This is a genomic window from Micromonospora profundi (genome assembly GCF_011927785.1).
In the GTDB taxonomy this organism is placed as follows: domain Bacteria; phylum Actinomycetota; class Actinomycetes; order Mycobacteriales; family Micromonosporaceae; genus Micromonospora; species Micromonospora profundi.
Map to the genome: position 1 here is coordinate 3,110,527 of NZ_JAATJK010000001.1, position 12,475 is coordinate 3,123,001.

At 69.5% G+C, this 12,475-nt stretch carries 10 protein-coding genes; all 10 read right to left on the reverse strand.

What is annotated here, in order from left to right; translation table 11 throughout:
* Positions 1-4 precede the first annotated feature (4 nt).
* Positions 5-253: a hypothetical protein gene (locus F4558_RS13700; protein ID WP_167944423.1), complete on the reverse strand. Its 249-nt coding sequence runs from the start codon at positions 251-253 to the stop codon at positions 5-7.
* Positions 250-483 carry an MbtH family protein gene (locus tag F4558_RS13705; protein WP_167944434.1) on the reverse strand — a complete coding sequence of 78 codons (234 nt, stop codon included), beginning with the start codon at positions 481-483 and terminating at the stop codon, positions 250-252. Before F4558_RS13705 ends, F4558_RS13700 begins: the two co-directional genes overlap by 4 nt.
* Before the next feature lie 33 nt (positions 484-516).
* A complete protein-coding gene (locus F4558_RS13710; RefSeq protein ID WP_231640111.1) occupies positions 517-1,770 on the reverse strand; it encodes an MFS transporter in 1,254 nt (417 codons plus the stop codon).
* Entirely contained in the window at positions 1,760-2,707 is a 948-nt protein-coding gene (locus F4558_RS13715; protein ID WP_053657755.1) for a TauD/TfdA family dioxygenase, read from the reverse strand. The genes F4558_RS13710 and F4558_RS13715 overlap by 11 nt, the downstream gene beginning before the upstream one ends.
* Positions 2,707-4,632, reverse strand: coding sequence for a RiPP maturation radical SAM C-methyltransferase (locus F4558_RS13720; RefSeq protein WP_167944436.1), 1,926 nt, complete (start codon positions 4,630-4,632; stop codon positions 2,707-2,709). The genes F4558_RS13715 and F4558_RS13720 overlap by 1 nt, the downstream gene beginning before the upstream one ends.
* 240 nt (positions 4,633-4,872) lie before the next feature.
* Complete coding sequence (locus F4558_RS13725) at positions 4,873-7,434, reverse strand: ABC transporter permease (protein WP_167944438.1); 2,562 nt, start codon at positions 7,432-7,434, stop codon at positions 4,873-4,875.
* Positions 7,434-8,135 (reverse strand): ABC transporter ATP-binding protein, encoded by a 702-nt coding sequence (locus F4558_RS13730; protein ID WP_053657748.1) that lies wholly within the window; start codon positions 8,133-8,135, stop codon positions 7,434-7,436. Before F4558_RS13730 ends, F4558_RS13725 begins: the two co-directional genes overlap by 1 nt.
* Positions 8,136-8,190: 55 nt before the next feature.
* The gene (locus F4558_RS31280; protein ID WP_053657746.1) at positions 8,191-8,706 is read right to left on the reverse strand and encodes a flavin reductase family protein; all 516 of its coding nucleotides are present in this window, start codon (positions 8,704-8,706) and stop codon (positions 8,191-8,193) included.
* Entirely contained in the window at positions 8,703-11,612 is a 2,910-nt protein-coding gene (locus F4558_RS13735) for a lantibiotic dehydratase (protein ID WP_053657744.1), read from the reverse strand. Before F4558_RS13735 ends, F4558_RS31280 begins: the two co-directional genes overlap by 4 nt.
* On the reverse strand, positions 11,609-12,475 hold the full coding sequence (locus tag F4558_RS13740; RefSeq protein ID WP_167944442.1) for an LLM class flavin-dependent oxidoreductase: 867 nt from the start codon (positions 12,473-12,475) through the stop codon (positions 11,609-11,611). The genes F4558_RS13735 and F4558_RS13740 overlap by 4 nt, the downstream gene beginning before the upstream one ends.

Consider the following 12,475-nt stretch of genomic DNA (forward strand, 5'->3'; position numbering starts at 1 on the left):
GCTGTCAGTCGCGCGTTGGTCGCAGGTCCGCCGGCCGGTCGAAGCGCAGCCGGGTGATGCAGAAGTCCTGCCATCGCGGGTCCGCCGAGTCCCAGATCAGCTGCGGGTCGGTCAGAACCGGTGTGCGTACGACGGTGAGGTCGTCGCGCAGGTAGACGACGTCGTCGTCGGTAAGCCCGGTGCCGGCCGGCTCGGCCCAGCCGTCGAAGGCGCGCAGCTCGCCGAGCCGGTAGGCCCGGCTGTACGGGCTCATCGGGACGCCTCTGCGGCCTCGTCCTGCTCCATCCGTCGGCGGAGGCTCAGCGGGCGCAGGTCCGTCCAGACCTCGCCGATGTGCCGGAGGCACTCGGCGCGCGATCCGGTCTTGCCCGTGCCCGTCCAGCCGGCCGGGCTCTCCCGGTCGACCGGCCAGATCGAGAACTGCTCCTCGTCGTTGACCACCACCCGGTAGGATCGGCTGTCGGTGTCGTCTGCCGCGTCCATCGATCGCTCCTTCTTAATAGGGATCTGCTCGGCTCATCCGGCGGTGACCGGCACGCGTTCGGGGTAGGCCTGGGAGATCGGAGTGCGCAGCCCTGCCACCACCAGGACGAGGAAGATCGCGCCGACCACGAGCAGCGGGGTGCGCACCCCGACGTGACTCACCGCCAGCGTGAGAACGGCGGCGCCGAGCGGGGCCAGGGCACTGTGCAGGGTCCAGAAGGCCGAGGTGACGCGGCCGAGGATTTCCGGCGGGGTGACTTGCTGGCGCAGCGACACCGAGCAGACCCCGGCGAGCGCCATGCCGAACGAGTACCCGAACGCCAGCGCCGCCGCAGCGACGACGCCGGTCGACATGCCGAGCGCGGCGACCGTGAGGCCGCAGAGCGCGTAGGAGCCGAGCCAGCACCAGCCGAAGCCGACCCGACGGCGCAGCCAGGCGCTCAGCCCGGCGCCCGCGATCGTGCCGATGCCGGTCACGCCGAGCACGTATCCGACGAGACGTTCGCTGCCGCCGAGGTCGTGGCTGACGTGATAGATGAGCACGTCGACCATGCCGAGGCTCATGAAGGTGATGATCGTCAGCAGCAGGGTCAGCGGTCGCAGCACCGGGTGTCGGGCGAGGAACCGGGCGCCGGAGAGGAAGCCGTCGCGCATGTCGCGCCAGCCGATCGCTGTGGCTGGGCTGGCCGGTTTCGGCTGCAGCCTGATCAGCGCGAGCCCGAACCAGGAGACGCCGAAGGTGGCCGCGTTCACCGCGATAGCCGTGGTCGGCCCGAAGAGCCCGGTCACCGCGCCGGCCAGCATCGGGCCGACGATGTACGCGGTCGCGTTCGTGGTCTCCAGCCGACTGTTGGCCGTGGTGATCTGCTCCCGGTCGACGAGCGCGGGGATCGCCGTGACGTAGGCGGTCTGGAAGATAAGGTTGAACGCGGCGGTCGCGGCCATCACGACATAGAGCAGCCAGAGCTGGGGGCTGACCAGCCAGACGACCGGGATGAGCCCGTAGAGCACCAGCCGGGCGGCCTCGCAGAGCATCATCATCCGGCGCCGATCGAGATGGTCGACCAGGGCGCCGGCGATCAGGCCGGTGCCCAGCGAGGCGAGACCCGCCGTGGCGGTCAGCAGGCCCATCTGGACGACCGAGCCGGTCAGCTTGAGCACCAGCAGCGGGAGGGCGACCAGCGCGAATCCGTTGCCGAGCTCGGACAGGCCCTGCACCGACCAGAAGACTGCGAAGTCCCGGGTGATCCGGGCCGGCCGGATGGCGCTCTCGGCCTCACCATTCACGCGGGTCACCGTCCTCGCAGGACGGCTCCGCCATCGCCACGGCTATCCGCCGAGGGCCCGTGTATGGCTCACGGCCGTGCGAAGCCAGCATGTTGTCGACCATCAGTACATCGTCACGCCAGTAGTCGAAACGCACCGACGCGCCGCGGTAGCAGGACCGCAGGTGGTCCAGGACGTCCTGCGGGATGGGAGCGCCGTCGCCGTAGTAGGTGTTCGCTGGCAGGTTGTCGGCACCGAACATCTCCAGCAGCGCCAGCCGGGCCTCCTCGGGCAGCGTGCTGACGTGGAACGCCACACAGTGGTTGAACCAGATCTCCTCGCCGGTGACGGGATGTCGGTGGACGGCGTCGCGCACGGCCGTTGTGCGCAGGTGGTCATCGCCCAACCACTGCGCCTCGATGCCGTTGCGCTTGCAGTAGTCCAGGACCTCGTCACGGTTGCCGTTGTTGAAGACGGTCTGCCAGGGCAGGCCGATCTCCGCAGCGAAGTTTCGGACCACCATCCACCGACGCCGGCGGAACTCGTCGAGCACCGCCGGATTGATCGACGCGAGGATCCGGCGGGTGTCGGCCAGCGGGGTGGCGCCTTGGGACAGGGGCGGCTCGACGCAGTGGAAGTAGAGCGTGAGCGGCCATACCGCCTGATACGAGTTCTCGTTGTGCAGGAAGATCTCTTCCTGCGGCGGGTAGTCGGTCGAGGTGTAGATGTTGCCATGGATGACGCTGCGCGGTGACGACCGCTCCACGTAGGTCAGGGGTTCCCCGGAGAGCGTGCGGACCAACGACTCAAGGCCCTCGGCCCCCCCGACGTCAAATCCACGGAAGAGGACAGCACCGTGTTTGTGGAGCAGCTTCCGGACCTCGGACGCGTCGCCGTGGGCGTGGCTGACGAGATCCCCGGATCCTTCGATCAGGGCGGGCAGCGTCTGCTGGGCCATCATGCGCCTCCTCGTGACACGCCCACCGTCGTGTTCAGGACGGGGAGCAATGGCCGGGCGATGTCTGTGGCGGTCTCGTCCGCGGTCTCGGCCTCCACGTCCTCACCTTCGGTGAGCACGAGGCTCAGCAGGCGCCCGCTCTCCTCGAAGAGCATCTGACGCTCGTCGAGCCAGGTCACCATCCGGTCGAGCGCGGCCTGCCCACCGAAGTCGTCGACGAGTTGGTCGGGCCGGGCCGGCGAGCCCAGCCGGCGCAACAGCCGGCAGGTCTCCTGGTCGATGCTCTCGACCTTGGCCGGGCCCCAGCGGGAGTCCAGGATCCGCCAGCCGTCCCGGGCCGAGCCGAGCAGACGCAACTCCGGGGACCCGGCCCCCTCCGGCCACGCGCCGCGCCAGGCGGCGACCCGGGCGCGCAGCCGGTCGTGCCACTCCAGCGCGTTGAGCATGTACGTGCCCAGGCTGTGGTCGGCGAAGAAGTAGGCCAGGTCGGCGAGCGCCTCAGGCGGGAACGGATAAATCAGCGGGTAGTAGTCCATCGGGTGCAGGTCGAGGCCGAGGGCCTCACGCTTGACGTAGTACGGGCTGAACCGGTCGAAGCGCACCATGAAGACGTCGTAGGGCGGCCGGAGGTGCACCAGCTTCGGGATGTCCTTCTCGTACTGTTCGAGGGTGGCGGGGTCCTCGTTTGGGAATCCGATCAGCAGGTTCCACTGCGGGTCGATGCCGAGATCGAGGCACGTCTTGAGAAACTGCAGGTTCTGGAACGAGGTAGTGCCCTTGCCCATCAGTTTCAGAGTGCTGGTGGCCAGCGCCTCGATGCCGGGCTGCACCACCGTCACCCCGCCCTGCGCCAGACACGTCAGGTCACGGCGGCTCACCGGCAGCTTCACCTCGTAGAAGATGGAGACACCGGCCGGCGGCGTCAGCTGCGGGAAGACGTCTTTCGCGTAGCTGCGCGGGAGGATGTTGTCGGTGCAGGACAGCGAGGTGAACCGGGGAGCGAACTCGAACAGCCAGTTGAATTGTTCGATCGCGAGATCGGCCCGCATTGAGCGGTAGGACATGCTCTGGCCGTTCAGCCCGCAGAAGGTGCAGTGCGAGCGCTCCCCCCACCAGCAGCCGCGGGAGGTCTCGAAGTAGAGCGTCGGCGTGGCGTTGCCGGTGCGGGCGAGTTCGGGGTGCTCGTCCAGCGCGCTGAGGAAGTCGTCGTACTCGGGACGCAGCACCTCGTCGATGTCGCGGTTGCGGCCGACCGCCTTGCGATATTGCGGTTGATCGCAGTTGCGGCGCGAAACGATCCCCGGGAGGGCGTCGGCGGCTTCGAGCTTGTCCTCAAGCACGCAGCGTACGAAATCGGGAAAGGTCTCGAGCGCCGGGCCGGAGAAGACGTAGTCGATCTGCGGCACGCGCTCGGCGATCACGGCGCCCATCGGCGCCTCGCAGTTGGCGCCGCCCAGCAGGGTGATCGTGCCGGGGTTGCGGTCCTTGACCAGTTGGGCCAGCGCCATGCTCGACACGTGCTGGGCGAACATCGAGCTGAAACCGACGATGTCCGCGTCGGGCAGCCGGTAGCGATCCACCAGACCGGAAAGGAAGCTCGGCAGCGTGTCGCGGTATCGCCGGATCCGATCGCGGAATTCGGCCCACCGACCACCTTTGTAATAGCGACTGAAATATTCGTCAATGTTGTCCGGGGCGCCAGGAAAGGCGATCGACCGGAACAGCCAGTCGCCGAGACCGGTGTCGACGTGATCATGGGTGAGCGAGATCGCCTCGTAGGTCAGGGCACCCAGCTCTGTCGCGACGTCCTGATTCAGATAATGCACGTCGACGACCACGTGTTCGCCGAATTCCCGCTGGAGCAGGCCGGCCAGCTGGCTCAGCGCAAACGACGGCCGATCCCAGCTCGCGAATGGAACGTTCACCAATGCGATGCGCAGCACAAACCCACTCCTGTCATCGCTTTCTGATTAGCGGCGGAGGTCACGCGACGATCGGCGTGGACATATCTCTCTTAAAAAGATCCTGCCACGCCGCTCGCGGCGCCGGCAAGGAAATTCTGCCGGGCTTATAGAGGCATGTATTAACCACAAAAAACCTGAGCCCCGCCCGCGTCGGGTGCGTCCCGCCGGCGGGACGCACCCGACGCGGGCGGGGCTCAGCGGCTACTCCCGAGCGAGCGACCGAACGATCGGCAGGCGGGCCGCGCGGCGGGCCGGGACCAGCGTGGCGCCCAGGCCCACGACGATGGCCAGCACGGCGAACATCGCGATCTGCAGACCCGGGAAGGAGAAGACCGCCGCGGCGCTCCAGCCCATCGCCGCAGCCACCGCCCAGCCGAAGCCGACACCGAGCGTAATGCCCGCGGCGGCACCCAGAGCGACGACGAAGACCCCCTCCGCCATCAGCGTACGGCTGAGCTGCCGTCGGGTCAGACCGAGCGCCCGCAGCAGCGCGGACTCCCGGGTGCGTTCTACGATCGACAGCGACAGGGCGTTGGCCACGCTGAAGAAGGAGATCAGCACCGACAAGCCGAGCAGGGACATGAGCAGGCTGCGCAGCGTCCCCACCGCGTCGCTCCACTGCTTGACGCTCTGGGCGCTACTGACCGGTGTCACCTCGGGGTGACCGGCGACCGCGTCGGTAACCGCCTGTTGCAGAGCGGCGTCGGTGACGCCCTTTGCCCTGGTCAGCTGTACCGCTGAGACCGGCACCTGCGGCGCGACGCGGGCAAGATCCCCGGCCGCCACGGCGAATGGGCCCAGCGGGGACATGTTGTCCAACAACGCCACCACAGTCAGCTGCAGGTCTGCCTGCCCGCCGGCTGCCTTGGCGTCAAGCCGGTCCCCCACCGTCACCTTGAGCTGATCGGCGAGGGCCTCGTCGAGCGCCACCTTGCCGACGCCGAAGCCGCGCAGCGTGCCTTTCGCCACCGCGTCGGGCGCGGCGAGCCCAATGGTGTCGTCGACGCCTTTCATCCGCAGCTCCCGACCCTTGACGGTCACCTCGGTGGCGGCGCTCGGGCCACGCACGCCGACGACGGCGCCGACCTCGGAGCGGCCCTGCAGATCGGTCATGACCTGGGCAGCGCCCGTATTCGCGCCGTCCAACCGCAAGGTGTAGGCGAACGGAAAGTTGCGCGCGAAGCTGCTTTCGACGGAGGTGGTGGCGGCCGCGGCGATCGTGCTGACCACTGTGACGAGGGTCAGGCCGATGCAGAGCGCTGCCGCCGTGGTCGCCGTCCGCTCCGGGTTGCGCCGGGCGTTCTCCGCCGCCAGCCGGCCGGGGTGACCGGCGAGCGGGCCCAGGATCCGGGTGGCGAGCACACCCAGCCGGGGAATCGCCAGCGGTGCGGCGATCAGCACCGCCGCGGTGAGCAACAGCGCGCCGGCCAGGACGGCATAGAGCGGCGGTCGCCCCGGCTCGTCGGCGACGCGGGCCGCGACGACCCCACCGGCGAGCAGCACGAGGGCGAGCGTGGCGAACACGCTGGCGACCAGGCGCCGCCGCCCGGCGCCCCGGACCGGCCCGGTCGCGGCGTCCCGCAACGCGGAGATCGGGCGAGCCCTGGCCGCTCGTACCGTTGGGACCAGGGCCGCCAGCGTCGCGACCAGCGGGCCGACCAGCAGGGCGACCACCGCGGTGCGCGGCTCGAACTGGATCGGCGCGCCGCCGGTGTCGATGCCGTCGTTACCGCCGAAGAACCGCAGCATCAGCAGCGCCGCGCCGAAGCCGAAGATCAGGCCGACCACGGAGGCGAGCAGTCCGAGCACCGAGGACTCGGTCAGGTTGCCGGCGAAGACCTGCCGCCGGGTCGCTCCGACGCAGCGCAGCAGAGCCGTCTCCCGCAGACGCTGGGCCACGACGACGGAGAAGGTGTTGTAGGCGACGATGCCGGCGATGAGCAGCGAGACCCCGGCAAACAACATCAGCGCGTTGGTGAAGGAGTCAAGATCCCGCGCGGCGTCGCTGGCCTCCTGCGCGCGCACGGCCTCGCCGGTACGCACCGAATACTGGTCGCCGACCTGCTGGGCCACACGGTTGCGCAGTTGCTCCTGACTCAATCCCGCGACGGCGAGGGCTTCGATGCGTCCGTACGCGGTCGCTCTGAGCACGGCGGCGGCTGCGCTGTCCAGCAGACCCACCACCGCGGAGTCGCCAAACTCGGCGCGGCGGTCGCTCACGTCGATGAGCCCGGTGACCGTGTACGTGCGTTCCTCGCCCCCGCCGGATCCGCCGACCTTGAGCTGCTGGCCCACGTCGATCCGCTGTGCGACGGCGGTGTCGGAGTCGAGCGCGATGTCGGTGGGGCCGCTCGGCGCCTGTCCCGAGACGAAGGTGACGTCCCGCAGCCGAGGCTCGTCGGCGATGCCGATGACTATGGAGCGATTCGGGGAAGCGGCCAGGCGCCGCCCGTCCGGGCCGTTCGCGGCGACGGGTCCCCAGAGTTGCCCGCGCGCCGCCGCGACCCCGTCGATCCTGCCGACCTGCTCGAGCAACGCCGCCGGCACCGTCTTGGCGCTGCCGGCCAGGTCGTCCGTCTTGCGCTCGACCACAACGCTCAGCGTGGCCGGAGTGCTGCTGAGCTGGTCGAGCAACACCTGCCGCATGGTGTCGGTGACCATCAGGGTGCCGGACACGAAGCCGACGCCGAGCGCCACGGCGAGGCCGGGCAGCAGCAGCCGCGACACCCGGTAGGTGACATTGGCCCATGCAAGCCCGAACATCAGCGCTGCTCCAGCTTCTTCAGGGTGTCCGACATCAGCTCGGCGGTGGGCTGCGTCAGCTCGACGACGACGGCGCCGTCGACCAGGAAAAACACCCGGTCGGCGTAGCTGGCCGCGACCGGATCGTGGGTGACCATGATGACGGTTTGCCCGAGCTCACGGACCGACGTCCGCAGGAAGCCCAGGACCTCGGCCCCCGACCTGGTGTCGAGGCTGCCGGTGGGCTCGTCGGCGAAGACGACCGCCGGCCGGGTCACCAAGGCCCGCGCGGTGGCCACCCGGACCTGCTGGCCGCCGGAAAGCTGGGCCGGCCGGTGCCCGAGCCGGTCGGCGAGCCCCAACACGCCGACCACCCGGTCGAACCACTCCTGGTCCGCCTTGCGCCCTGCCAGGCCGAGCGGCAGCAGGATGTTCTGCCGCGCGGTCAGGGCCGGTAGCAGGTTGAACGACTGGAAGATGAAGCCCACCTTGTCGCGGCGCAGCTTGGTCAACTCGGTGTCACCGAGACCGGTGATGTCGATATCCGCGATCCGGACCGAGCCGGAGGTCAGGCTGTCGAGCCCGGCGAGACAATGCAGCAGGGTGGACTTCCCGGAGCCGGACGGTCCCATCACCGCGGTGAAGACGCCCGAGGGGAAATCGACATTCACCTCCCGTAATGCGTGGACTGTGGATTCGCCTGATCCAAAGCGCTTGCACATGTCCGTGCCGACAAGGGCGGAAGGGACGACGGTCTGCACTGATCTTCCTCCAAGGCTACGCCGATTTAGGCCACACCTTATACCGTCCGAAACAGTGCAAAAGCGGTGTCGGGTCGTCATCAACGGTCGTGACCGCCTCGACGGAGCCGACCACAATGGTGTGATCGCCCGCTTCGACCATCCGAACGACGCGGCATTCACTAACCGCGTGCGCGGCCTCCACCAGCCACGGCAGCGCCAATGTGGCGGTCGGGCGCCAGGCGGTGCCGGCAAATCGATCATGGCCGGGTGCGGAGAACTGATCAGCGGCGGACCGGCCCCGTTGACTCAGCAGATTTACGGCAAAGATTCCACCCACGCGGATCTGCGCGAGAGTGGTGCTCACATTGCTGATGCAGACGAGGAGCATCGGCGGCTCGAGCGACAGCCCGCTCAGCGACGAACACGTGAAGCCGACCGGCTGTCTTCGGCCGTCCAGCGCGGTCACGACGGCGACCCCGGTCGGGAAGCCGCGCATGAAGTTGCGGTAGGTCTGGGCGCTGCCCGTCGCAGTCACCGGGGTCGTGGTCACTGCTGCGTTCCCGCCGTGTCAACGGATCGGGCCCGGCGTTCCAGCACCTTGCGGTCGGCGAGGTCGTAGGCGAGGAATTCGAGGCGCCGGCCATCCACCATGAACAAGCGGTTGCAGTGCATGTGCAGCACGGAGGCGGCAATGGGCATCGGCAGCGACCCGCCACTGGTGGCGATCAGGTCGGTCAGCCGCAGTAACGTCACCCCGTCTACGGTGGCCGAGGCGAGGTAGGCATCCAGGTCGGCCCGATGTCTCCGGAAGAATCTGCCGCGCACGTTGCGGGTGCCGCCGTATTCCAGGCCGAGACCGTCGCGGCAGCGGCACAGGAAGTCGTGCTGCTGATCGAGGGTGCTGGTAAGCCTGCCGGTCCAGGCGAGGATGTCGGCGACGCTCTGGTAGAGGCGGAGCTGTTCGGGCGTACCCGAAGCCACCAGCCGGGCCACCGCTGCGCTGTCGGCGGTGAACAGCGCCTCGGCCTTGCGCAGCGAGGAGTGTCCGCCGTAGCGGGCCACCTCGGGGATGTACTCGTCCATCACGGCTCGGGTGATCAGTCCTTCGGCGCGCAGCGCGGTGGCGAAGGCGTCCATCGCGGTCAACACGCCCGGCCGGTGCTCCGGCCCGGCCGGGCGCATCCGGACCCGCAGGTGAAAGCCTTCGTCGAGGTAGCGCAGGAAGAACCAGTCGTCGATCAGGCCGGCCTCGCCGAGCCGCTCGACGTGCCTGGCGATCCGGGCGAGCACCGCGTCGGCAGCCGACGATCCGCAGTAGAGCTTGAAGTACACCCAGGCGAGCCCGGCCCGCGGGTCGAAAGGTGCCACCGGCAGCCGGCGTCGCGGCAGCTTCTCCTCCCGGCGCAGCGGGATGGTCACCTCGCACACGTGCCGCCCGGTCGGTCCGACGGCCGTCGGGCTCTCGATGTGCGGCAGCTCGGTCAGCTCCACGCGTTCGTTCTTTGCCGGCCGGGTCAGCGCCAGCGCGATCGATCGGGCCGAGTCGACGTCGACGGGCAGCAGGCGGTCGTCCTCCCCGACACCGACGAAGCGCCGCTTCCCCAGACCGGGCAACCGGCGGCGCAGCTCCGCGGACGGGTCGTCCGAGACCAGCACCTCCTTGACGGCCGCACCGGTCAGCGCCCAGATCTCCGGTGCGACGATCACCCGGCCGCAGACGACCCGGGGTAGGTGCGGCTGAGGGCTCAGCGCGCCCCAGGACCAGCCCACGGCGCCCGGTGACACCATCATGCCGAGGAAACTGTAGATCGGATCGAGGCCCGGCGCGGTCACGTTGTGGGCGGCGTTCATCTCAAGGATGACGTCCCGCCCGGTGACGCTGTCGCGCAGCCGCAGCGTTTCGCCATCCAGGCGAAGCCGCAGCCGGTCCAGCGAAAGTGATCCGTCGCCGCCGCCGCCGAGGGCGACGTCGTGCCGGAAGACCCGCGGCCGCACCAGGGCGTTGCTCACCCGACCGCCCGGCGAGTAGACCAGCTCGGCATGCAGTGGCGCATCTGGATCGTCGGCATCCTCGGCAGTCGCCTCGGACCAGGCGCGCACCGCCTCGGTCGTCTCCTCGCGCCCGACCACGAACCGGGCGATCAGCGCCAGCGACGTCCGCTGGTAGCCGGCCGTGAGCATGCTGTCGAAGCGGCCCTCGTGGTTGTCGAGCAAGGACGCGAGCAGCCCGCGGCTGGTCGTCCGAGGCACACCCGGCAGCTGGGAGATGTCGATCTCGCCGCCGTGCTGGGCCCACTCGCCGAACAACCGGAGCAGTTCCCGGGGCACCTCGACCAGAGGACGGGAATGCTGCATCGTCACTTCGGCCTGCTGCGCCAGCGGCGAGACGTTGCGGTCGCCGGGCTGCAGCACGCCGTTCTCGAGGTCCAGCGCTTCGAGCAGTGGCACCTCGGCGTCCTCGTAGCGGCGCCGGAACGCCTTGCGGAACTCGGTCAGCAGCACCTGCCTGCCGAATAGCTTCTCGACCCGCCGGACCACGTCGGTCAGGTCCTGCACCGTGCGCCGATCGAGCGTCGCGGCCGCGAGGTCCATCTCCAGGTCGAGATGGAAACGCCGGTTCGGTGGCACGTCCGCCAGCGACGGGACCTCCTCGACGAAGCGCCGGAAGGCGGCCTCCAGACGGCCTCCGAGTGCGGGCTCGATCCGGCGCAGGGTGCGCACCTCAGCACCGAGCCCTGCCAGGGCACCGGCGCGGAGCTGGTCACCGATCCGATCCAGGGTCGACAGGGCGAGGTCGAATGGTTCGTCACCCGGGCGCACAAGATCGATGGCAGTGGTGAGCAGTTCGCTCTGCACCGCACGATCGACGAAGGATCGCAGCGCGGCGCGCGACGTCCCGGGGAAACGACCCTCGAGTGCATCCAGCAGTTCGCCGGCCAGCAGAGTCTTCTCGCCGACGATGTCGAGCACGGTGTCGATGGCCGCGGTGCCCCGCACGCTCACCATGTCGGCGGTCGCGTCCCCTGCCTTCATGTAGCGCAAGCCACCGGCCTGCCGCCGCAGGGTGCGGTTGCGGCGTAACGGCCGACGGTCGGGGTCCGCCACGGCGATCGCCTCGGCGACCAGGCGTTCGAGCAGCTCGAAATCCACCCGGATCCCCGCCCGGTGCCGCTCCCGCGGGCCGAGCTCTATGCGCCGGTCCGCGCCGACCTTGACGTGCCGCGTGCCGGCGAGCAGCCCGAACGGGGTGGCGCGGCCGCCCATCCTGGCGATGTAGCGCATCGTGGTCTCGTGCGGCCGGGGCGGTTGCTCGCCCGGTATGCCCTCCGGCGAACTCCACGCCAGGTCGACGACGGACCGGACCAGGTCACCGCCAGTGTCGTCACGGGCGAGCAGGTCAGCGGCCTCCTCGACGCTGAGCAGGGGGATCCGCGCCATGGCGAAATCGGTGGTCATCGTCGCGGGCTCCGTTCCGTGGTTTCGGGCCTGGCGGAAACCAGGTCGTAGATCTCACGAAGCGCCCGCAGGTGGTCGTCCCGCCGGCTCGACGTCTCGATCAGGATCACTTCGTCCGCGCCGGTCAGCCGCAGAACGTTGGCGATGGTCTCGGCGCAGTCCGCCGCCGTGCCGGTGGTCACCGCATACGGCTGCCGGTCCGCGTCGACGAGGGCTCGCCGGGGATCAGCATTCGCGGCCACCGCGACGGCGACCGCCGTGCTTCCGGAGGAACCTCTGGCCCGGTACTTCTCCAGCGCGCGCATGCAGGTATCGAGATCGGGGTTGAGGAACAGGCCGTGGCAGTAGTTGGCCCCGGCGTCGGCAGCCGTACCGGCCGAACCTCCGCCCGCGCCATGCATCCACAGTTCGTACGGCTCGGTCAGCGGCCCGGTGACCTCGCTGCCCGTCGCTAGCGTGCTGAGCAGGTCCTCGACCGCGCGGTCAAGCTGCTGGTCGTCCTTGGCTAGCCGACTGAGGAACTCCGCGCTCGCCCCGCGCCCGATGCCGACGTCGAGCCGGGGGCCGCAGAACGCGGCGGCGGTCACAAAGTCCTCGGCTGTCAACGACGGGTCCCGGAGCCGCAGCAGGCTGACCGCGGTGCCGACCCGAGCCCGGGTGGTGTGGCTGCCCAGCACCGCGACGATCGGCAGGGGATTGGTGCTGGCCGAGCCGGGGCCGTGGTGCTCCGGCACCCAGATCCGCCGGTATCCGATCGCTTCGGCCGCCATTGCCCCGGCGAAGGCGGTGCGGTGCTTGTCCGCCACGGCCGTGCCGCAGGACAGGTCCAGATATTCCAGGACTCCCAACGGGGCTTTTGTCAT